The organism is Flavobacterium sp. WG21 (assembly GCF_000335775.1).
Taxonomy (GTDB): Bacteria; Bacteroidota; Bacteroidia; order Flavobacteriales; family Flavobacteriaceae; genus Flavobacterium; species Flavobacterium tructae.
Genome location: NZ_AMYW01000012.1, coordinates 1 through 25,725 on the forward strand (window position 1 = coordinate 1; position 25,725 = coordinate 25,725).

The following is a 25,725-nucleotide window of genomic DNA, read 5'->3' on the forward strand; positions in this document are numbered from 1 at the left end:
AAACTTATTTTTAATCTTTTTCGAAACTTCTACCTAACACTCTGATAACACCTCTTTTACAAATTAAACTTTTTTCAGGCTTGAAAGGTTTTTCTTCGTTCAAATGAAACTATTAGATACAAAGCCCCGTTTTTACTGGTTTTTTACTAATCTCGCAAAGACGCAAAGGCGCGAAGTTTTTGTTTTTCTTGTCTTATTTCTTTTGAAAACCCATCCCCTAGCCCCGATAGTAGTGGAAATCCTTTTGATTTTTCCTTTAAAAAGCAAAAGATTGCAGCGGATAGCGGGATAAAGCTTCGACTTCGCTCAGCTGGACAAAAAAACTACTCTTATATATAGTATAGAATCTCAAATACCAAGCTTCGACTTCGCTCAGCCGGACAGAAACTACTTCTCTTGCATTTTCGCTCAGCTGGACAGAAGCACTCCTTATATATAGGTCGTAAAAACAAACCCGACAGGTTTTGAAAACCTGTCGGGTTGTATATTATCTGAATCGTAAACGAATCTACTACTATATACTTAATCTTTCTTAAGTGATACACTAAATGAATTATCGAAACTCAATTAAGATTCATAAAAATACTATGTAAACGCTCTGCACGACTCAAAAAACTCGTAAGCTCTTTTCTCTGCATAAGAATACTCTGAGTCACGTAATGGAAAAGCACAATGCCCGCCATATCTTGGTGTTTCCAGATACACATAGGCGCTGTCCTGTGCTATGGCTCTGGGATAACATCTTTCTCCCAGAAAAGGATCGTCTAATGAATTAATAATTAAAACGGGGGTGGTAATATTCTGAAGGGAGAATTCGGGAGAAACACGCTGATAATAATCATCACGACTTGCAAAACCATGCAACGGTGCTGTAAAGTACTGATCAACTTCATCAAACGACGAAATTTTATCTATCTGATCGCGGTTTATAAAATCAGGAAACTGAGCTGCCTTGTATTTCAGCTTTCTTTTGATATCAATGGTAAAGTTCTTTAAGTAAACTCTGTTAAAACCTTGTTTGAGTACAGCCGCACTTGTCGCGATATGTGTAGGCACCGAAATTGAAACTGCTGCTTTTATGCGTTTATCAATTTTAGTCCAGCCTAAATAATTCAGAAGCTGCACTCCTCCCATTGAATATCCGATCAAATAGACGTCTTCAAATTCTTTTTGAAAAACAAACCGAACCACTTCGTCAAGATCATCTATGGCACCATGATGATAAAGTCGTGGAAGACGATTCATCTCGCCTCCGCACGTGCGATTGTTCCATGCAAAAACAGAAAACCCTTTCTCTCGAAAATAAGCAGCACAACTATTATTATAGGTTCTGCGCGAATCACCTTCTAAACCATGACATAAAATGACTGCTTTTTTAGGGTCGTTTATAAGGAAATCGATGTTTATAAAATCTCCGTCACTTAATTCATGCTTTTCTCTTGTATATTCGGGAACTTCATACTTTTTAAACAAAGCAGCATAAATGGTAGAAATATGCCTGTTGCGATGCATAATAGAAGGCAGATTATATTCTGATTGTTCAATTAATGGCATGATCAAATAGTTTTATGGTGCTATACAAATCTAAGAAATCAATCTATATCAAACTTAATCCTCTCTCTTTTATTTTGTTCTTAAAAATAATAATTGATTGTATCACTGCCTTCGATCGGCATCTATACTCCAAGAATACAATTGTCGAGCAAACGAAATTATAAAAAATCTTTTTAACTGTATTATTAAAAAATGAGGTTGTCAAATTGTATCTGACAACCTCTTCTGTTTATTTTTACGCAGATTTTGCGGATTGAGCAGATTTTTTCTACTCTATTTTCTACTCAATCTGCGTGAAACTTTAAGCTCTTTTATTAAAGCAGGAATCCCCAATACTGGAAGTAGATGCCTACTAGCAGCAACGAAAACAAAATTGTCGCCATAACTCCCGTATTCGAAATAAACTTAAGTTTAAGAATAAAATAAAGTATCGAAATCAGGGTAAACACTATAAAGATCCATTGTATTATAAATAGGTAATTAAACTGATCTGGTATTCCGAACGCTAGTATATAGAAATTATTTTCGGCTGTGTGGTTTATCGCTAAAACAAATCCAATAAGAGTAAACAAACCTAATAAAGAGGTAATTATAATTAGGGATTTTAAAATTTTATCGGCCGTTTTCTCTTCTCTTTTTCTAATTAGTACATATGCAAAAATAAAAATGGAAAGTAAGGCGATAATCAAAGCGGTGAAAAAAGGCGCAAAAAAGAGTAAATTAAACTCGTTTAGACTATTGGCAAAATTCGAAATTCCTGCACTGATTTTTATATTGGTCACAAAATGAACTTTATTATCGGTATCAAATTCTCTGGTATTAGGTCTTTGAAGCGGATTTTTTATAAATTCTTCGGCGATTTGAACTCCCACTAATGAAAAGCCCGGGGTATGACCAGAAATTGGGGCGTTCACCAAAAATGCTTTTTTAAACCTGTCAACTGTAATTTTACCATTTAAGGCAGGTGTTATCGGATCAAATGCTCCTGCAAATACTAATACGGGGATGGTTAATTTGGACAGGTTGGATAAATTAACCAAGGCAGGCTGTTTATTTACTCCCAGATTCCATTTATCACAAACTACGAAATCTGATTTGTAAAAGGATAGTCCTCCTTTTAGTTCTTTATAATTACGTGCATTTTTATTAAATTCTGAAATCGAGTTGTTTGGCACAGCTTCATTACAGCTCACACAATAATATTGCCCATAATCTAAGCCTAAAGCTCCTGAAAAAGCTGCTACTAATGAGCTTAAAGTACTTTTGTTTCCTTTATTAAATTCGGTAATTAATAATGGAATTACTTCTATCAGTCTTTTTTGATAAAGTGACTGTTGAATTGCAATTTTAAAATCTTCTGCATTATAAGTAAACGTCCCACTCGAAATTATTCTTTGATCGACCTTAACGGTGATAGGTCTTTTTTCCAGTTTTTCGATGGTTTCATAGTAAGCAGCTTGAAGATTAGGATATTGTTGATTACAATTTGGGTCTTCCTCACAGGCACTAAAAACCTTTTTAAGGCTGCTCATATAATTCTCTGTATTGCGATTGTAATATTGAGAAATATCTGAAATGGAAGAATCCAGTGTTAATGATTTAATGTCATCAGGGAAATCATTTGCATAAACCTGTGCGGTATAAGTACCGTACGAAACCCCGTAAACATTCCATTTGTCATATTTCAGAGCATTTTTTAAGGCATTTAAATCTTTTACGATGGAGCTGCTGTTATAAGCGCTTATATCGATATTTCTGTTGAGTAAATCTTGTTTACATTCTAATGATGCAATCGTTTTTTGCTGTTCGTCCTGTGTACTGTTTTGATTTTTTGCTAATATTTCTAAGAATTTTTTCCCCAGGTCCGGACAGAATTTTGGCAGGGAGCGTCCAGTTCCTCTCACATCAAACAAGACAATGTCGCTGTTTTTCCTTAACGGATGGTCTAACCAAGCCCATATTCCTTCAATACCACCTGATCCTGGTCCTCCATCGATGTATACTACCGGGTTTGAGTCTTTACTTTTTGAGATGCTTTTTAAAACAGCCACTGCAATTTTAACCGTTTTTCCTGTTGGTTTATCCCAGTTTTCAGGAACAGTTAAAAATGCCCATTCTATATTTTCTTTGGAGAGATTTTGATCTTCGGGAAAAAAGGTTTTTACTTTCTCTAACGTAAAAGCTTTTGTTTGAGCAAATGCAAAGTTTGGTACAATCAATAGTAATAAAAACAGGCTTATTATTTTTTTCATTTTGGTTGAATTAAATTGTTAGGTTTATAGTATGATTCTTTTCAGGTAAATTTTTGTGCCATCTGTTTTTAAAGAGATGTGGCATTTGTAGTTTTTATCAATTTTTACTTCGCTTAAATAATATTTTTCTCCGTTGATTTCGGTTGTATTATCTAAAACTTCAAATGATTTCAACGGAACGATCAAACCATGTCCCTGGGCTTTTAGAACGGCTTCTTTCTGTGTCCAATACTCAAAAAAAGCTTCTTTTTTATTGTCAGACAGGACGATCTTATTCCATTCTATTTCTGTCATTTGCGATTTAAAATCAGCTGTTTCAATATCGGTTATAATCTCCACATCGATCCCAACTTCATGCCGATCGCTTAAGGCGCAAACTACAATATCTCCTGAATGTGAGATATTAAAAAGAACTGGATTATCTTCAAAATAGGGCTTGTTATAAAGTGTTTGCATGATCTCTTTCGCATCAGGCTTCTGCTTATACGTTTCCTCGATTCCTTTAAACAAGAGTATCCGTCCTAAAAGCGATAATTGTGCATCTTGCCATCTTCGATAACGCTTAATTTTATCCTGATAATCGGCTGGAAATTTCGGTAAATCATTCTGCAGCAAACTCTGATGTTTTTCTTCAGACAGATAGGAGTAATAAATATGTATCAAAAGTATTTGGTTTTTAATCGTTAAAAGCGCTTAAAAATTAAAGTCAAAATCGGTTTCCTGAAGTTTCGCTGTATTCACTAAAGGGTATTCAATTTCTGATACTTTAATGGAAGGGTTCTCTATTATCTGAGACCACAAATTTTTAAAAGTGGACAGAAGAAATTGTATACTGATTTCTTCATATTTATTCTTATCGTATGAAACGCTGACTTTTAGAGTATTGCCGCTTTCAAAAAAATTAAACAATAAAGGAAATCTGCTGTAGTTGGTATCGGAAATCACGTATTTTAATTCGGCATGATCCATTTTAATCGTTTCCTGAAAAGAAAAATCGGGATTCTGATAGCTTACTAAAACATCAAACAGCGTTTCTTTTTTGAGCTGTGATGGAAAATCCTGATGCGTATTTAGTAAGAGAACGTCTTCCTGAACTTGTTTTAAGAGCTCTAAAAAACTTATATCTTCATTTAACCGAACACGAAGCGGCAGTGTTTTTACAAACATTCCTATCATTGTTGCGATATCAGCATTGTTTCTTCCCGCATTAACGGTTCCAATTACAATGTCCTTGTGGTCGTTAATTTTATGAATGAGTACATTTAAAAGCGAAATAATCGTATTAAAAAGTGTACTCTTTTGTTCTTGAGCGAATTTTTTTAACGCTTTAGTGTCCTCAATAGTAAACTCATCATCATAATACGCTCCATTTTGCAATGGACCGTTTAGATTAAAATCTCTATTGATCGTTTCTTTGATACTGTACCCATCCAAATATTTTTGCCAAAAATCGAAAGTGGTTTTGTCGTCATTTTCAGAAGCTAACCATGCCGTATAGTCTTTAAACTGAATACCTGAGTTTTTAATTACGGAATCAAGATGCTTGTATTTTTGAATAAATTCTTTGGTAAAAAACTCTAATGAAACTCCATCCATAATAATATGATGGGTACAAAAAACCAATGATGATGTTGTCTCACCCGTTTGTACGAGCAGCATTCTCACCAATACATCCTGTTCTAAATCAAACGGTGTTTCTATGTATCGCTGAATAGTCTGCTCTTTTTGTTCGTTATCAATCTGCAGCTGCGTGATCTTAAAATCGATATCCTCTTGTTTCCCTATTTTTTGAAAAACGGCTCCTTTGCTTTCCACAAAATTGGTGCGGAGAATTTCATTTTCAAAAATTAACTGAGACATTGCATTGTTGATTTTATCCGGAAATACGGTCCCATTAATTTCAAAAACGGCTACCATGTTATAAGCAATCGATTTTTGCCGATCCTGACAAGCTACCCATAATTCTTGCTGTGAAGGTGTTATTGCAAAATCAGTTTTTAAAGTTGTAAATGGTATGCCCTGTTTGTCATTGGTTTTTAAAGTCACTAAATAATCTGCCATTAATCTGATCGTGGGATAATCGAAAACCGTTTTCAGGTTAACATCGTACCCAAGATTTTTTGCTATTGATCCCGCAAGTTTAACTGCGTTTAGAGAATGTCCGCCAAGAGCAAAGAAATTGTCATTGGTACTGATTTCTTTTTTACTGTTTAAAATTTCTTTCCAGTATCCGGCTAACTTTTTTTCCAGATCAGATTCAGGTGCTTTAAAATCATCGTTTATTGTATGATGTTCGATGGCTCTTTGCGCTAAGTTCTTACGGTCAATTTTTTGATTCGGTGTTAGCGGAAACTCCTTTAGAAGAACAATTGTGCCTGGAATCATATAGTACGGAAGATTCCTTTTTAATGTGGCTACAATTTCTCCTGTATCTGTCATTTCTTCCATTTTTACTACATAAGCTACTAAAAAAGCTTCCTGCTGATTCCCTTTTTTTGCAATTACAACCGATTCTTTTATTCCGGAAATCTGATTCAAATGCGATTCGATATCTCCCAGTTCAATTCGATATCCTCTAATTTTAACCTGATTATCGTTTCGTCCTAAAAATTCGATTTCTCCTTTATCATTCCATCGGCCCACATCTCCGGTTTCGTATAATAAACCATTCACCTGAAACGGATTTTTTATAAATTTTTCCTGAGTCAGTGTGGTATTTTTATAATATCCTTTTGCCAGTCCATCACCGGCAATATAAATAGCTCCGGGAGTTCCGATTGGTTTTGGACTTAAGAATGAATCCAGTATGTAAATTTGTGTGTTGTGTATTGGTTTTCCAATATTTGATGCCTCTTTCGCATGTTCCAGTTTTTTTAAACTCGACCAAATAGTGGTTTCTGTCGGACCGTACATGTTCCAGACTTCTAAACTATGACTGATTAACTTTTCGGCTAATGCTTCACTTAACAAATCACCTCCACAAAGTACTTTTAAGCGTTTGTCTCCGTTCCAATCGGCATTGAAGAGCATTTGGTAAAAACTTGGTGTTGCCTGGATTATTGTGGGTTGGATTTCTTCTATTTTTTGGATAATAACCACCGGATCCCCTAAAATTTCCTGATTGGCAATATATAAAGCAGCTCCCGACAACAGTGGTACAAAGAATTCTAAAATTGAAATATCAAAAGAGTAAGTTGTAACCGAAAAAAACACATCGCTCGGCTTCACTCCCGGCTCCTGCTGCATACTGCTGAGGAAATTCAACAGGGACTGATGCCCTATTTCAACTCCTTTAGGATTGCCTGTTGAGCCTGACGTGTAAAGGATGTAAGCGGTGTCATGAGGAGAAACTGTCAGGGATGGTTTCCCTTCTAATCCCGCAGCCTTTTCTAAGATTGTCTCTAAAGATAGTACCTGTACCTCATCGTCTGTATGCAACACATAGCCTTTTTCATTGATAAGCAGTTTAATCTGGCTGTTTTCTATAATGTAATTCAATCGGTCCCCGGGGAACGACGGATCTAACGGAATATAAGCTCTGCCTGCTTTGAGTATTCCCAGTAATACAATGACAATATTTGCCGAACGTCCTAATAAAACGGCTATTGGTGATTTGTCCTCTTGTCCATAATTGATTATTAAGTATTCGGCTATCTGACCTGATAATTGATCCAGTTCGGCATAGGTATAACTTTTGTAATTGTCTTTTAGGGCTTCTTTTGTACTAAACTTTATCACCTGATCCTGAAATACATCCAAAATGGTGTTCTCTTTCTGATAGTCAACTTTTGTGGTATTGAATGTTTCGAGAATGTGACGTTTTTCATCTTCTCCCAGATAGTTTAATTCTTTTAGAACCTGATCAGGAGTATCTAAAATGGCGTGAACTAAGTTTTCGAAATGATGGACGACCTGTGTGATTTGTGCTTCTGTAAAATAGTTTAAGTTGTAGTCGAAGTCAATTTTCACATCCTCATCTTCATCAAATTCTCTGATGTAAATGGCTAAAGCTACCCGCTCGGATTTATGTGTGAGCGGAATTACCTGTGTGTGGGTATGAAGAAAATCATTAGAATAATTTTGTTTTTCATAAGAAAGTGTAATATTGAACAGTCTCTCTTTTTCACTAAAAACCTGAAGTTCCTGAATTAACTTTCCTAACGGAAATCGCTGATGGCGATAATCATGTCTTAGGGTGGTTTTTATTTCTGCAATTAAATTCTCGAAAGTGGCGTTAAAATCGATCGAAATTCTTAAAGGAGAAACGCCCATAAAAAGACCAACTGTTTTTTTGTAACTGGCTTTACTTCTGTTTAAAACCGGTAGTCCGATGGCAAAATCATTGTTCTGATGTTTTCTGCCAAAATAGGCGTACAAGATAGCCAGAATGACATTAAAAGTCGAACATTTATAACGTACTGCTAACGAATTTAACTGATTGTATACCTCTCTTTTGATAATTAGCTTCTTGCGATCACTTTCATTGATCTGAATGTTATCTTCTAATTTATCAAACAGATTCTGAGGTAAGGATTCAAACTTTTTGGTCCAGTAAATTTTGTCCTGATGGTACGATTCTGATTGCTGATAAGCGGCATCATCAACTGCAAAGTCTTTGTAGCTAAACGGATATACGGTTTGAATTTTCCCATGTTCGAGAATCTCATTGTAATTTTGCACCAATCTCTGGAACATTAACGACGTACCCCAACCATCAGTTATAATATGATGGTAAACGGAAAATAAATAATGGAAATTTTCCTGAACTTTAACGAGGGTAAAAACATGCAAAAGATGCTCTCCAAATAAATCAAACGGCTTTGCAAACTCTTCCTGCATGTACACATTTGCTGCCTCGAAAGGTTCTGCAGAGGGAGAAAAATCAACAAATCCCAGAGCTGAATTATGATCTTCTACAATTTTAATCCGAACATTTTCGTGCTTGCTGGTAAGTATACTTCTATACGAATCATGCTGATCAATTAAGGCAATGTATGCTTTTTGAAATGCATCATGGTTTATTTGGCCTTTAATTTTAATCTTAGCCCCAATGTTATAGATGGGTTCATTGGGATATAATAACTGCTCGAAATAAACATCTTGCTGAGGAAGGGTGAGTTTCATTTTAAAATATTTTTACGCAATTAGAACTAAATGATATCTTGTTTCGTTTAATTTTTAGGAATTAAACAAATTGATTTTTCCAATCTGGAACTTAAAAAAAGAGGAATTATTTAACGGGGGGTGGTGTTAGGAAATACATTGTACATTTTTATTCAGAATTTTATAAATCAATGTTTCTGAATGAAATATAACGCAACAAATATTTCGCTCCTTCGAATGCTATAAATATTTCGCTCCTCTGGGAGCTACAGATATTTCGCTCCTCCGGAGCTATACCTGCCTTGCTCATCTGGATGCTATAGATATATCGCTCCTGCGGAGCTTGTTTATGGTAATGGATAATTTTGCTATATATATCTTGCTCCTGCGGAGCTATACCAATCTTGCTCCTCCGGAGCTCTATTTTACACTGTATTATACCATGTTACACATTATCAAACAAATAAAAAATCCGAGTCAATCCGCGTTTTCGCTTTAGCGAATCTGTTTAATCCGTGCGCTATCTTTGCACACCTTATTATGCCCAGAAAAGCTCTTTACTGTATTCTTTTGATTTATCTACTTTTACCTCAGCATCAATTTTTCCGTAATTAAATTTTATAATTCGGTCTGCCAGATGGAAATAAGCGTCATCATGTGTCACAGCAATGATTGTTTTGCCTTCTGCTTTTAACTTTGGGATAAGTTCTTCGTAGAAAAATTTTCTGAAATAAGGATCCTGATCGGCGGCCCATTCGTCTAAAACAAGGATTGGTTTTTTCTCCATTAGGGCAAAAATCAAGGACATTCTTTTACTTTGTCCTTTAGAAAATTTTCTTCTGGCAGAACTTTCTTTATCATCTAAGATGACTTTGTCCAGTTTCATCATTTCTAATAATTGTTTGTATTCCGGATTGTTTTCAACGGTATATTCTTCATAATTATGAGAAAATATATGATCGTCTGTGAACACGGCTGCAATTAAATTTTGATTTTCCTGACCGGACTCTGTTTCTTTTCCATTTAAAAGAATCTCTCCTTTAGAAGGCGTGTATAATCCGGTGAAGGTATTGATGAAGGTACTTTTTCCGGAACCGTTTCCACCAACAATAAAGATGGTCTCTCCTTCCTTAACTTCTAAGTTTATTGGTCCTAATGCAAAAGCACTGTCGTTGGAATCACTATTGTATGAAAAATGTATGTCTTTAAATTCGATACTTTCAAAAGAAGTGTTGTCTATTGGCAATTGTTTTTTTACATCTTCATCTACTTCAAAGTCTTTTAAGAAATCCTTGATTCTTTTATTAGCCACGATAAAACGTGTATAGGTCTGCTGCAGATTGATCAGGTTATTTATAGGTCCTGAGATGAATAAAACAATTACTACATATGCTATCACATCAGACTGACTCAATAATCCCCATGACGGTAATACAAACAAAATAGTTGCGATAATGGCATATAAACCATATTGACTAATCAGATTAATGGACAAAAAGATATAACTAATTTTAAAGTCTAATTCACCGGCCTGATCCCTATTCGGAATTAAAAATCTATTCATTAGATTTTCAGCTCTGAAAAAACTCAGTTTTAGTTTTTTAAATCCTTTCATAACATCGTCCACGTACTTGTAATAATCGTCATTGTATTCTCTGAGACTGGTTACTTTTTTAGACATAGAGTTGATTACTACAAAATAGGAAGCGGCAACGGCAATAATTAATACTACCACAATAAGAGCAGAACTTACTGAGATGGTAAACATATAGATCAAACAAAGCACTAACATTAAAACCGAATTTACGGTATGGGTAACGGTATAAGGTAAAAGCCCAAATACCCTCAAATCTTCAACAACGGTAAAAAAACGCTGGGAACCTAAGTTCTCTAATTTTATCAGTGAGGTTTGAAGTATTTTTGAGAATATTGTTTTTTCGTTGTCGTATAACATTTTAAAGGAAAACTCATTAAGTCCTTTCTGAAAAATGATGTTCAGCAGATAGGTATATACTACAATTGCAAAAAAAACCATTCCGCTATAATCCGTCATAAACGACTTGTTGCCTGACAAAGTATTGTTTATAATGTACACTATTCCGAAACTAAGAATTGTATTTGGCAAAGCATAGGCTGCCAGAAGAATTGAATTTTTTAGTGATATTTTAAACATCTTAAAAGTTTTTGTTGTGGTTGATAAAGTCTTAAAGAGATTGTATCCCTTTTTAAATTCGGATTCTGAAATTAAATTGAAAATTAAATTCTGTTTTTAGATGCTAAGTCAACATCAACAACTAGAAAAAACAGACGATTATGATTTACTTGATTCTGTTCTTTTCGGTATCGATACTGTTATTTTCTCTCTCCTGAGTAGTCATCTTATCTCCAAAATTATAGGTAAACGATAGTCTGACCTGTCTTGTATTCGATAATGTCCTGAAGTCAGCATTGGCATTGACCAGATTATTAATTTGTCCTTTGGTGATATAGGTTCTGAAAATATCCATCCCGATTACTTTAAGTGAACTTCTGTTTGAAAGTTTTTTGCTGATTGTCACATCAAGAAACCAGTAAGGATCCAGCGCAAATTGAGCTACATAAGCTTTCCCAACATAGCGCCCAAAAAGTTCGATGCTGTAATCTTTTTTCAGTTTTACTTGCAACACGGGATCGATTCTAAAATTATAACCGTACGTATGGAGTTTACCTCCAAAGAAATCACTTTTGGTATCAGTATACGATACTTGTGCATTTCCGGTAAAAGTTAGCCATGGAGCGATATTAAATGTAGAACTAAGACTAAGATTGGTTACCTGTGTATTTCCTATGTTTCCGGGCATACTGTAATAGACATTGTTTATAATTTCTATAGTTTCCATGATCTGATTGTCAATTTTACTGTAGGCAAGAGTAAAATTCAATAAGCTTTTGTGTGCGTAAGAAGCTTCAACGGAATTTGTAATTGAAGGTTGCAGATAGGGATTTCCTTTGTAAAATGTCAATTTATCAACCTGAATAACCATAGGGTTAAGATCCTGATAAAATGGTCTGTCGATTCTTTTTCCGTAATTGATTCCTACTGTGTTATTAGCCAAAGAATCGAGCTTATAGGACAGGTATAAGGTTGGGAATAAATTGTCGTACTTGGTTGTATTTTTTGTTCTCTGTTTTATTTCGTTTCCTAACTGATCTCCGACAATTTTTACACTTTCATAGCGGAGTCCTAACTGTACCGAAAGTCTGTCTAAAGTTGTGTTGGAACTCACATATAAAGCTGTTATTTTCTCGTTGTATAGAAATTTATTATTCTGATTTAAATTTGGCGTCGAAATATCATTTACGATATCGAAATACTCACTCTTATTGTTGGTCTTGATATTACTGTATTTGAATCCGGTCTGCAGGTTTGTTTTTTTGGTCAGCTGATTGGAGTAATCTGCTTTTCCTGAATAAATATAAACCTTAGAAGCTGCTCCTCCCACCAGCATATCGGAATAATTTTTATTTGCATCCGAAAAAATAATCGAATTTTTAAATTCTTGATAGGGAAAAGAATCGTATAGTAAGTAATCTAAATTGGCACTCACATCGCTTTTTTCGTTAAGCTTGTGATTAATGTTCAGATTTATACCGCTGTTTACAGATTTAGCATCTGAGCTGCCTAATGTTTTTACAATGGAATCTGTAGTTTGTTTTCTGTTATAAAGGTAATTCAAACTATTATCAAGATCATTTCCATTCCAGATTGAAGCATCTGCAGAGACTCCGATCACCGTATTTTTTGACAGATTATAGTCTGCACCAAACCTTAGATTCGTTGCTATAGCATCTCCTACATTATTGTTTTCCTGTTTGCTGTAACTGCCTGTATCGGTATAGTTTCTGCTGATATAAAGATCCTGAAAGCGTTTTTTGTAACCCGCATTTCCATTCAGAAAGATGTTGTAATTCTCCTTTTTTTTGTTCAAAGCAAACGTGGCATTGTATTCTGTAAATTTATGCTGTCTTAGCCCCAAAATAACACTTCCGTTTTCTCCTTCTTTTTTGCTCTTTTTTAGTTTGATGTTTATCACTCCGCCATTTCCTGCTGCTTCATATTTCGCAGGCGGATTGGTCATAATTTCAATTTTATCAATATTATCTGAAGCTAATCCGCTTAAATAACTTTCAAGTTGGGCGCCTGACAGATAGGTTGGACGGTCATCGATAAAAATGGTCGCATTCGCTTTTCCATTCAGACTTACCACTCCCTGATCGCTTATACTGGTTCCGGGAGCTTTCTTTAACAATTCTAAAGCGGTAATTCCTGAGTTAGATTCTAAAGCGTCAACATTTAAAATGGTACGATCGATTTTAGTCTCAACAAACTTTTTCTTTTTAAGTATTACGACTTCTTTTAAGCTCTCCTTTTTTGTGATTTTGAACAATTCTATAGGCAGTACTTCTTTTTGATTGTCTGTTTTAATGCTTATAATTCCTGTACTAAACGTTTTATAGTCGTCATGGGTAATTTTAATTTTATAGTTTCCGTTTTTCAGGTTTTTAAAATTAAATTCTCCTTTGGTTTCAGACAATTCGCTTTTGACTAATGTTTCCTGCTCCTCGTTCAACAAAAGAATGGTTGCAAAAATAACAGGCTCTTTATTTTCAGCATCAATAATGGTTCCTGAAATGGATGCTGCTGACACTTGTTTGTATATTTCGTTACCTGCTGCTTTTGAACTTTGTCCGTATACTGAATTACCCAGAAAAACAAACATGCATAGTAAAGCGATATATTTTAAATGCATATAATTATACTTCATTATTTTTTTAATGTATTTAATAAGATTGCCTGTGAGGGATACAATATGTAAACTCAAGCTCTTTTGAATTGATAAAATTTAAGAAATTTAAAGGATCGCAATTTTTCAAGAATAGGATAATCACTCTGAATTGTAAAAGCAGAATGTATACTAAAGAAGAAAACTCAGCTCATGATAAATTTTATTTTGTCTTGAAGTTTTTACAAATATTCCATTTCGTATGGTTTCCGATATATTTATTTTTATATCTCAATTGCACTTCCGGCTTCTGCTTCTCTCCGTTTATTATAAACTCTTTACTGTTGAGCATATAAGATAAACTGGTTGTATTAGCCGGTGCCAGCTTTTCTTTTACGATTTGATCGCTGATTGCTGCAATTAGCTTTCCAACATTATTTACATCAGCCGATTCTTTGATAGATTGTCCGGTAATTCCGGTAATCGTCAATTGATTTTCGGCCTGTTCTTTTTTCTTGTTTTGTGCCATACTGCCAATTGAAATTAATAGTATCATAACAGCGGTCATAAGGGTTTTGGTTGTTTTCATAATTGGTTTGTTTTTTAGCAAGGCTATTGTACATTATTATAATTAAGACTTGTACATTCCTTAAAACTAATATCAAAAATTTCTTTCAATTTATCACCATGATCGAGTATAAAAAAATGGTTTCCTTTTAGTACATAGGAGTTAAAACCGGAAAACGTGTGCTTTCTCCAATTGTTTATCCGATCTACATATTTCTCTGAATTCCCCATTATGGCCACAATCGGAGCTTTTACAATGGTATTTTCAATGAAAAAATCTTCTTCAACTATTTTAAAATCGGCCTTAAGTATGGGTAATACAAAATCGAGCAGTTCTTTACTTTTTAATAACTCATCCGGTATCCCTCCCAATTCGGTAAGCATGCTGATGAAATCGTCACGCTCCAGATCAGATCTGTTGTTTTCGGTTGCAATTCCGGGTCCGGCATTACCGCTTACGATCAGACATTGGGGCGGAGTGTTGTTTTTCTCTAATAAATCGGTTACTCCCAAACCCAGAGACGAACCTAAACTGTGCCCGTAAACGATAAACGGGCTCCCGTTAAGCTTATCGGTTATCTGTGAGAACAGGTCCTTAATAGCGTCCGGATAGGAAGTCAATAGTTTTTCTTTGATTCTTTTTCCTCTTCCGGGAAGTTCCAGCGGTATCATTTCAAAATCGGTGCATAATGATCTCAGAAACTCAAAGGAATATATACTGCCACCGGCGAAGTGTAATAAGAATAGTTGCTTTTTATTCATCTGCTTTTTTTAATTTGGTTAGTGAGAGCCTTCTTTAAAAAAATCAAAAGAAGGTCTCACATGGGTTATGCTGTTATACTTCAATTTGAAATTAACTTGTCACTAATTCATTTTTTAATTCATAATCGTATAACAATTCTTTCTCTCCAAATAATCTTTCAGCGATGATTCCTTTATCTGCACAGTGGTTTATCAATCGGTTTGATTCAATAATAGCAAGAGATTCTTCTGTGTATTTGATACTGCTGATGAATTCTAACCAAGGCTCCATTCCCATTGCGTAGACATAGGCTTCTTTGGGATTAAAAATATCAACTAACGACAAACCTCTTTCGCTGTCGCAGCCCGCCAGTCGTCTGGACTGATCGTCTTCTCTGTTAATCGCCTCTGTCATTAAACAGCCGTATAGCCAACTTAACGGTGCTCCGGCACATTCCATTCCTAAAAATAATACATCTACATCGCCTTTAACTCTATGAATATGTTCGTACAATCTAGGTTCCATTACTCTGGAATCGGCAACAAACAAGAAGCTTAGCTCATTGATCGCAACATGGAAACATGATTTTGCTCTGATATTAAGATCACTGTGTTCTCCTGTAAACGGAAGTCCGGTAATGGTACAATTTTCAAATTTTATTTCTTCCAGTTCATCAATTTCGATGACATTTTTAAATCCGATACTTTGAAACGCTAATTTGATACTTGGATCCTGAAGTGCTCCACTGGTGGTTACGGGAACTATTAGATTTTTGATTTTATGTCTTAACGGCAATAAAGTTTCTAACACAATATGGTCCTGATGATTGTGTGTAATCAATACATAATCAATAACATCCGGCAGGTCAATATCTGAAAAATGTTCTACTGTAGATTCATAGCCGTAATAACTGATTAAAGGATCTACAAGGATACTCACGTCTTTGGTTTCAATTAAAATACAGGCATGCCCCAAATAGCGCATTCTGGCTTTGTCTCCTGTGTATTTTTGATAAGCGGGATGTTCTTTTTTGGTGAAGAAAGTTTTAAACAGTTCCATTTGATCTTCGCGAACACCCAATTCTTGGGCAACGGCCTCAATAGATCCCGGATTTCTCTTCATTCTGCTTAACGTATCAATTCCTTTATGATCAAACGGAATATCCAACTGTAATACCTTAGGATCTTCTAATTGTGGGGTACTCAAACAAAATGGACGCTCATCATTTAGTGTTTCCCATAAAGAAATAGATTGAGAATGTTTGGAATAAAAAGGGCTGTTATACAATAAGGACTCAAAGAAACGATACGACGGATGGTTGTTTAAATCGTAAACCAATTCTACATATCCTTTTAATATTTCCGGAACTTCTTTGTACAAAGGTTCTAAAGATGCTCCTTTTGCTTTGGTTTTTAGCAACTGATCCAATTCTTTTATAGCGTCTGATAATTGTATTGCGTTTGCCTGCTTTTCAAGAATTTCAGCTTTTAGTTCTTTGACTTCCTCTACTCTTCGGGTTTCATAATCCATAAAAGGTCCTCCTAACATTTTAGGATTTTTTACGGCAGCCTCATGAATTGCGGGAGCCTGAATATAGGAGTTCATTATTTTTAAATGCCTTTCGACAATGTTCATTGCTGCTGTGGCAGGAGAAATTAAGTGTGTCCATGCATACCATTTATCTACTAATGGTCCAATAATTACATTTGGTTTAAAATAATACTTTTCTGTGTTTTCCATTCTGTTTGATTATTTAGTTTTACAGTTTTAGTTGGTTTCTATACTTGTTTTTTGAATGATACTTTTAAAAATTTCAACGTACTTGTCAAAATTATTCCCATTGAAGGCCTCCCAGTGTGTTCCTGGCAGATAATGGTGCACTAACGTTCCATTGGTATAATCCTGCCAGTCCTTCATATTACTTTTTAGTTCATTCTCAGCGGATTCAAGAACATATATAGTGCTGGAGATTTTACCTTGAAGTGTATATTGATTGTCCAGCTGTAGATTGTTTTTCAGAAAAGACAAAACACTTGTTTTTTGGTCTTTGCTTAAATCAATCACCTTCTGATATTCGTCAAGCAGCCAATTGGCCTGTTGGTCAATATGCTCCGTATCGTTGCTTTCATTTAGAAACGTTGGTCTGTCCACCAAAACCAATTCAATGGCATCATATTGTTTTTCCAGTTCTTTGACTACTTCAAAGGCAATTGAAGCGCCCATTGAATATCCCAAAACCACAAACGGCTGATTGCTCTGACGTTTTTTAATTTCTGCGCTGAAATAACTGGCCATTTGTTCAATAGACTGAGTAAGCTCTTCCTCAGGCTCTAATCCTTTGTACTGCAAACCAATCGAATTAAACTCATTCCCTAATACTTTTGCCAAAGGATGATATATTATAGAATTACCCAGAATTGGCGGTATGAAGTAAATTGTATTTTGAGGGTCTCCCGCATGTAAATGGATCACTGCAGTATTGGATGTTTTTTTACCCTGAGCTAATTCTCTGATCGTTGGTGCATTATAAAGGTCTTTTATCGAAATGTCTAAGCCTAATTTTCTTCTTAGCATTGCCTTTAGCTTAATCGCCTTCAGACTATATCCGCCAATTTCAAAAAAATTGTCTATGACACTGATGTCTCTTTTTTCCAGAATGTCCTGCCATATTTGAAGGATCGTATTTTCGGTTTCATTTTCCGGCGGAACAAGCGATCTGTGACTATCTGTTTTATGTATTTCTATGGCTAATAATTTATTTCGGTCTACTTTTCTACTTTTTGTGAATGGAATTTCTTCTACCGGAACAAAATAAGAAGGAATCATGAAATAAGGTAAAATGCTTTTTAACCTGGTTCGGATATCTTTTACATCATAATGTTCATCAGGCACCAGATAAGCTACAATTTCTTTTTCTCCTAACTTGTTTGCTTTGGCCAGTACCGCAACAGAAGTTGTTATTTTTTGTTGAAGAAATGCATTTTCGATTTCACCCAATTCAATTCTGTAACCTCTGATTTTTACCTGATCATCGGCTCTGCCAAAAAACTGAATGTTCCCATCCGATAGCCTGCAGCACAAATCGCCCGTTCGATATAAAGTTTCTTCTTTGCCAAAAGGATTGGTCACAAAACGCTCTTTGGTAAGGGCTTCCTGATTGATGTATCCTCTGGAAACTCCGATACCTCCAATATACATTTCACCAACGACTCCGGTTTTGGCAATTTGCAAAGCATTGTCTAAAATATAAATAGTCGTATTATCAATTGGTTTTCCGATTGGCAGGCGATTTAGATCTTTATCATTTTCTTTGTCGTAAGCATATATCGTCGAAGATACGGTGGTTTCGGTAGGACCATAAGAGTTGTAGAAGTCAGTGTGAGCTGCCCATTTCCTGGCTAGACTTATTGAGCACTCTTCACCTCCAACCACAACTCTGTTCAGATGGTATTTATTTGGGATCACATTTTCGAGGTAGGTTGGCGTTACATCTATATGTGTGATCTCTTTTTCCATCAAAAGGTCCGCAAATTTTTCATTATCCAGTAAATCTTCTTTATCACATAACACTAAAGTTGCTCCACTGCTTAGTGCAATAAAAATTTGTTCTACTGAAGCATCAAATACATAATTAGAAAAGGCTAAAATTTTCTCTTCTCTCTGTATTTTATATCTTTTTATTAACGAGTTTGCCAGATTTACTACTCCTTTATGTTCAATAAAAACTCCTTTTGGATTTCCGGTTGTTCCAGAGGTGTATATACTGTATATTAGAGCGTTTGAAGTAAGATTATGATCTGTTTCTGCTACACTTTCCTGCGAGATGGTATCCCAGTTTGTGTCAATTAATATCGTTTTTGGAAAGGATTCTACTGAAAAATTTTCTAAAAGAGACGGCTTAGAAATTATAGCTTTTGCGGCTGTATCTTTTAGAATAAAATCAATTCTTTGCTGCGGATACCCCTCGTCTAAAGGAACATAGGCTGCTCCAGCTTTTATAATTCCAAAAATTGAAACGAGCATTTCTATAGAACGATCCAGTAGTATTGCCACAAAATCTTCCTTCCCTATACCTTGTTTTTTAAGATAGTTTCCTAACTGATTCGATTTCTGATCTAATTCGGCATAACTGATATTTATACCATTGTGGTGCAGCGCCGGATAGTCAGGGTTTAGAAGAACCTGTCTCTTAAATAAATCCAATACGGTCTGATCTTCGTTTTCGGTTACAGAATCATGCTGCTTTTTATTCTCATAAATTTCCTTTTCCTCATCGGATAAATGATCCAGTTCTTTTAATGAAGATTCCGGATGCTCAACAATGTATCTGAAAACTTTTTTGTAAACGGACTCTATTTCAGACAATTCAATTTTGTTAACGAGCGCTCTCGTTTGTGCAAAGTCAAACAATGCCGCGTTATCGGTATTGTTAACGGTAAAATCGAAATACGTATTGGTAACTCCTTTTCCGTTTAAGGTTAATTCCCGATTCTCGAGATATGAGGCTTCTTTTTCCTTAGATTGTTCTTCTAATGCATCGTAAGAATAAAAATCAACATAATTGAAAATGATATCAAAGAAAGGATTGTTTAATCCTTTAATCTCATTCGTAACAGAAGCGATACTGGCCAAACTCATATCCGAAAAATTACTTATTTCGATCAGTTTTTGCTTTACTAACAACAGTAAATCTTCACCGCTTAAATCCCGATTCACTTCAAGTCTGAAAGGTATTGTATTTAGAAAACAGCCTAACATTTCATCAGCATCCGGTAAGGCAGGTCTTGTATTTACAACCAGACCAATTGTAATGTCATTGCTGTACGAGTATAATTTTAAAGTATACACAAAGGCACTCAGAGCCAGTTCTTTTAATCTGATACCGTAAGCCTTTTTCAGACTCTCAATTTTTGCTAAATCCTTTTTCTCAAAGCTGAACAATTTAAAATCGTCTGCTTCTTTTTCAGTAAACAGATCCAGTCTGTTGTAATCGTTTAATTCATTAGTCCAAAATGCTGCAGTCTCTTCCTTTCGCTTGTCCTGCAACTGATGCAGCATATAATCCTTATGACTCGATTGTAATTTAGCAGGTTTAAACGAAGGAGTTTCAAGTAATTTAAGGTATACATTATTGATTTCCGTAAGTAATAATGAATCACTCCAGCCGTCTATAATGGCATGGTGACATTGCGAAACAAAAACAATTGTATCATTGCCCAGATTGAAAGCAGCCATACGAAATAATGGTGCCTGAGTCACATCAAACGGATGGAGCAATTCTGACTGCAGAAAGGCTGCGATAACATTTTCCTGTTCTTTTAAAGACTGCAACTGAGACAAATCTTCATACACAACCGGTATTTCAACTTGTTTGTATAAGATTTGAACTTCCTGATCGTAATCCTGTAAATTAAATCCTGTTCTCAGAATTTCATGCTTTTCAGTCATTAATTGCATGGCTTTTCTGAAAACCGAAACATCAAAATCTTTAAATTCGCGGTGATTGATCATCTGATCGTGATATATACTTGCTCCTTCATATTTCAATGACTCGTAGATCATTCCTTTTTGAATGTCGCTCATTGGGTAAACGTCTTCAACGGCATCAGCATCGTTTCCATTTAAAGATGCTAAAACGCTGTTCTTTATGAAATCAATAGCTTGTAATCCCTGATTCCCGTTTCCTGTAACAGCTGTTTTTTTAACGTCCAGTGACGCTCTGTTGTTGCTTATAAAATCTGATAATTGCGAGATACAATCATTGGTATAGATATCTGAAATCGTAATTTCCAACTGCATTTCGTTATAAATACCATTTACAATTTTCAACACTTTAATAGAGTCTCCTCCTAAATCAAAAAATCGATCGTTTATACCAATTTTTTTCTTGTCCAGAACGGTTTCCCATATGTTTACTAAGGCTATTTCCTCTGCTGTTTGCGGAGCTGCATACTCTGCTCCTCTTCCTGTTTCTGAGCCTCCAATTTCTAATAATGCCTTGGTATCTATTTTTCCGTTTGGTGTTAACGGAAATGCATCCAGAGTAATAAAGTGAGCGGGTACGGCATAAGAAGGCAGCAAATCTTTTAAATGATTTTTTAAATCTGAAGTATTTATGGCTTCCTTTTCTAACAAATAAGCATACAATTCGTTATCACCCGTTTTATTTTCTTTCACTAAAACAACCGCAGCTTCTACAAGGCTGTACTGTTCAACAGCATATTGTATTTCGCCCAGTTCGATACGATATCCTCTCACTTTTACCTGATTGTCTTTTCTGCCTAAAAATTCGATTTCCCCATCTGAATTCCATCTCCCTAAATCACCTGTTTTATACATTAAGCCTGCTTCACTAAAAGGATCTTTTACAAACTTTTGGGCCGTTAAATCGGGATTGTTTAAATATCCTTTGGTTACGCCGTTGCCTCCAATATGCAATTCACCAATCACACCAAGCGGAACTAAATCTTCTTTTTCGTTTAAGATGTAAATACGGGTGTTGGCAATAGGTTTCCCTATAGTTGCTGTCACCGGTTTTCCTTCTTCATATTGGTGAACGCTGCTCCAAACCGAACATTCTGTTGGACCATACTCATTAAACAAATCACAGCCTGATTGGCCTATTTTGCTTTTAAAATGATCTTCGATTAAACTTATCGGACAAGTTTCTCCGGCTACCGTAACTTGTTCAATAGAAGATTCTTTATCTGATAAGGCATTCAAAAGCAGTTTATAGTACGAAGGCACTGTTAATAAATGACTTACTTTTTGAGAAACAATAAGAGCTGCGATGAAATTAACATTAGCAATGTCTGAGCTGCTGGTGATACACAATGTTCCTCCTGTAGTTAATGTACTGAATATTCCTGCTACTGAACTGTCAAAAGCAACTGAAGACAATAACAAAAAGCATTTTATTGGCGAATAGGTATTGCCTCGTGGTGCCAAAGAATGCTGGAGGTTGCCATGGGTTACCATAACTCCCTTTGGATTTCCTGTAGATCCCGAAGTATAAATGATATAAACCAAATGATCCGGTAAAACTGGTATTTCAGGAGCAGTTGTTGGATTTGCCAGACTGTCCAGCTGTACATCCATGGCGAATATTCCGCCCTCATAATACGATAGATCAAACATATAATCGGATTGTGTAAGCAGGGCCTTTACGTTGGTATCTTTCAGGATATATTCTTTTCGGGAAACCGGGTAATCGGGATCTATAGGAACATAAGCTGCTCCTGTCTTTAATATTCCTAAAATACCAATGAAGATCGATTCTGAACGATCAAGCATCATTCCAACAAAATCATTAGGTTGTATCTGATACTCTTCCAATAAATAATGAGCCAGTTGATTGGAACGTTTATCCAATTCGGAATAACTCAATTGATTTCCTTCAAAAGATACCGCTATGGCTTCCGGATTTTTTTCGACCTGCTCTCTGATCCTATCTAAGACGTTCTTAGATGTATCATAGTCCAATGTTTCTGAATTAAAATCAAGTAAATACTGTTCTTCTTCTTTTAGTAACCATTTCAATTCCTGTACCGGCAGTTCTACATTTTGTACTAAAGCTGTTAATAGCTGCTCGAGGTGATTTCCAAATTGTTCTATCCTTTCTGAGTCGAAAACATCACTATTGTAAATGATACTGGTCGCTAGGCCATTTTCAAAATCAGCAAAATTAAAAACCAAATCAAACACACTGGAATCCGGTAATTTTCCCTGATATTCGTTAACCGATAAATTCTCCATTCCTTTGGAGTTTGATACTTGTTGGTTTTGAACAATAACCTGTACATCAAACAAAGGATTACGACTCATATCTCTTGGAATATCCAAGGAAGAAACTAGATCGTCGAAGGGATATAACTGATGTTCATGTGCTCCCAAAACCACTTTTTTCACATGAGACAAGATCGTATTGAAACTGTCCCTTTTCGAAAATTGAGTTCTAAGTGCCAATGTATTTACATAAAAACCAATCTGATTTTCTAAATCAGCGTGGTCTCTTCCTGCAACAGGGCTTCCGATCACAATGTCTTCCTGTTGTGTATAGTGATAAAACAATACATTGACTACACTAAGTAATCCCATGAACAACGTAGTTTCCTGAGTTTTAAGAAGCTCATCGAATTTGTTACTTAAAGAACGGGGAATCAACTTAGTATACAACCCTCCATTGTATGTTTTTATAAGAGGACGCTGCTTTCCTGCTGATAAATCTAAAGTAGGCAAATCACCTTTAAATTGATTCAGCCAATAATTTTTATGCAACTCCAATCTGAAACCGCTTAGCTCTGTAAGCTGCCATGACGAATAGTCTTTGTACTGAATAGGCAGCTGAGTTAATGCTGACGGAACTCCGGTTACCAGACTGTTGTAGAGCTGCAACAACTCCTTTACAATGATTTCTATAGACCAGGCATCACTAATAATATGATGAATTACGGTACTAAATACCCAACGGTTTTGTGATTGTTTGTAGATACTGGCTTTTAACAAAGTTCCTGAAGACAAATCAAAAGGAGCAGACAAATCTTCGAACAAATGTTTTTCGAGAACTGTTTCGTTGGTATGGCTCAGGTCTGTATTTTTTATTGTAAAAAAAATGTCTTCAGGTGGTGTAACGTACTGTAACACTTCTTTTTGATCATTTTCTTTAAAGCTGGTTCTTAAAATTTCATGACGTTCTATCAACTGTACAAATGCATTCTCTAACGCATCGAAATCCAGCTCGCCTTCAAATACATAAGCCCCGGACATATTGTAGGCAATATTGGCTGCTTCATGCTGGCTCAGGATCCACAAACGACGCTGCATTATTGAAAGCGGGTAACCATTTTGTTTCTCCAATACAGGAATTTCACTATAATCAACCTCTTGTTCTTTGGTTATTAAGTCGTATTGAGAAGCTAAACTTGTATGAATGAACAAATCTTTTAGCTGTAGTTTTACACGAAACTCTTTATGAATTTTACTAATTAACCTGGAAGCTTTTAAACTATGCCCTCCCAAATCAAAAAAGTTATCTTCCATACTGATGTGCGAAATTCCTAAAACTTCCTCCCATAACCCGGCCAATGCTTTTTCAAGCGGCGTTGACGGAAGCGTATAGGTTATCTCTTCGTTTGTCACAATTTCTTCGGAGGATTCTAATTTAGAATGAGCTGTTCTTCTATTTATATTCAAAGGAAGAGAGCCAATTTTCTCTACCGGATTTTGAACTACTGCTTCTACTATATTTTCTAAATCTTTTAAGAATCCGACTGCTGTTTCTTCGGTAAAAATATCTGTATTGTATTCCAATTCAACCGTTAGTGAATCAGACTTTTCTATGAACGTAAAGGTTAAATCATATTTACTAACCCCTCCGTTTAATAATTCGTTATAAGATGTACCTGCTTTTTGATCGTTGCCCTGATTTTCGTTCTGAATATCAATCATAACATCAAATAAAGCACTACGACTGAGGTCTCTTTTTAGGTTGAGGTGATTCACTAATTCATCAAAAGGGTAATTCTGATTTTCAATTGCATTTAAGGTTACCTTTTTATTTTTCTGAAAAACCTCTTCAAAAGAATTAGTGGTTCCGAATTGTGTTCGAAGTGCCAGGGTGTTTACATAAAATCCAATCTGGTCGGCCATGTCTTTATGTGTTCTGCCTGAAACCGGACTCCCAACAATAAAATCTTCCTGTTCGGTGTATTTGTGCAATAGTACATTGATAAGACTGAGACAGCCTGTAAACAAAGTACCTGAATTTTCTCTGCAAAAGGATTTAAACTTTTGATACAAAGCAGCAGGTATATCCTGTCTTGTTACATTTCCATTGTAACTCATGATAGCCGGACGGGGGAAATCTCCAAAATGCGATAGTATCGGTAAATCACCTTCAAGATGAGTCAGCCAATACTTTCTCTCTTTATTGAACACTTCGTCTGCTAATTGCTTTTGCTGCCATACAGCATAATCTTTATAATGTATCTGCAAAGGATGACTCTGTACTGTTTCTCCTTTTCGTCTGGCATCGTAGTTTTTAAGCAATTCATTAATCATGATCCCAATAGACCAGCCATCACTGATAATATGATGCATATTATACCCAAAAACGAATCTGTCATTGTTAACTTTTACCAGAGCTCCCTTGAATAAAGGACCTTTTTCAAGATCGAAAACAGTATTACTTATACCGGTCAGGATTTCGTTTAATTTTTCTTCATCACCATTTACTTCTATTTGCTGAAAAGGAAATTCAAAATCTTCCGGAGCTATAATAAACTGTCTTACTTCTTCCTCTTCTACGGTTTTAAAAACAGTTCTTAAAACTTCATGACGATGAATCAAATCACGAATGGCCAGCATAAAAGCATTAGTATCCAATGCTTCATCGATAACCTGAATTCCGGGAATATTATAAGAGAAGTTTGCTTTATCAATCTGACTTAAAACCCACAATCGAAGCTGGGAAGAAGATAACGGGTAATGTTCGCTTTTTGGTGCGACGGGAATAGCATGGCTTTCATTAACCTGATCTTTGGCATATTTATTCACCAGATCAATTAATTCTTCCTTTTTTGATTTGATTTCCTTTAATAGTTCTTCATTTAAAACACCTTTGGGAGCTTTAACATCCAGATTATTGTTTATTACTTTGACAGTAACTTTAAGTTTTTTCAGCTTTGTAAATAAATCGTAACCCATAATAATATTTTTTCGTGTACACTAAATGGTATAGTGTATG

10 protein-coding genes are annotated in these 25,725 nt (G+C 35.5%); all 10 read right to left on the reverse strand.

The window, feature by feature from the left end; all coding sequences use genetic code 11:
* Positions 1 to 585: 585 nt before the first annotated feature.
* The gene (locus tag C245_RS0110800) at positions 586 to 1,554 is read right to left on the reverse strand and encodes a YheT family hydrolase (protein WP_017496614.1); all 969 of its coding nucleotides are present in this window, start codon (positions 1,552 to 1,554) and stop codon (positions 586 to 588) included.
* 314 nt (positions 1,555 to 1,868) lie between these two features.
* Positions 1,869 to 3,806: an alpha/beta fold hydrolase gene (locus tag C245_RS0110805; protein ID WP_017496615.1), complete on the reverse strand. Its 1,938-nt coding sequence runs from the start codon at positions 3,804 to 3,806 to the stop codon at positions 1,869 to 1,871.
* 24 nt (positions 3,807 to 3,830) lie between these two features.
* Positions 3,831 to 4,469: a 4'-phosphopantetheinyl transferase superfamily protein gene (locus tag C245_RS0110810; protein ID WP_017496616.1), complete on the reverse strand. Its 639-nt coding sequence runs from the start codon at positions 4,467 to 4,469 to the stop codon at positions 3,831 to 3,833.
* Between the two features lie 30 nt (positions 4,470 to 4,499).
* Positions 4,500 to 8,930 carry a non-ribosomal peptide synthetase gene (locus C245_RS0110815; RefSeq protein WP_017496617.1) on the reverse strand — a complete coding sequence of 1,477 codons (4,431 nt, stop codon included), beginning with the start codon at positions 8,928 to 8,930 and terminating at the stop codon, positions 4,500 to 4,502.
* Between the two features lie 517 nt (positions 8,931 to 9,447).
* A complete protein-coding gene (locus C245_RS0110820; protein ID WP_017496618.1) occupies positions 9,448 to 11,082 on the reverse strand; it encodes a cyclic peptide export ABC transporter in 1,635 nt (544 codons plus the stop codon).
* Between the two features lie 145 nt (positions 11,083 to 11,227).
* A complete protein-coding gene (locus C245_RS0110825) occupies positions 11,228 to 13,714 on the reverse strand; it encodes an outer membrane beta-barrel family protein (RefSeq protein ID WP_081603532.1) in 2,487 nt (828 codons plus the stop codon).
* A gap of 181 nt (positions 13,715 to 13,895) precedes the next feature.
* Positions 13,896 to 14,261 carry a hypothetical protein gene (locus tag C245_RS0110830; protein WP_017496620.1) on the reverse strand — a complete coding sequence of 122 codons (366 nt, stop codon included), beginning with the start codon at positions 14,259 to 14,261 and terminating at the stop codon, positions 13,896 to 13,898.
* Positions 14,262 to 14,284: 23 nt separating this feature from the next.
* Positions 14,285 to 15,001 (reverse strand): thioesterase II family protein, encoded by a 717-nt coding sequence (locus C245_RS0110835; protein WP_026110003.1) that lies wholly within the window; start codon positions 14,999 to 15,001, stop codon positions 14,285 to 14,287.
* 91 nt (positions 15,002 to 15,092) lie between these two features.
* A complete protein-coding gene (locus C245_RS0110840; RefSeq protein WP_017496622.1) occupies positions 15,093 to 16,721 on the reverse strand; it encodes an MBL fold metallo-hydrolase in 1,629 nt (542 codons plus the stop codon).
* Between the two features lie 27 nt (positions 16,722 to 16,748).
* Complete coding sequence (locus C245_RS0110845; RefSeq protein WP_017496623.1) at positions 16,749 to 25,685, reverse strand: non-ribosomal peptide synthetase; 8,937 nt, start codon at positions 25,683 to 25,685, stop codon at positions 16,749 to 16,751.
* Positions 25,686 to 25,725 lie beyond the last annotated feature (40 nt).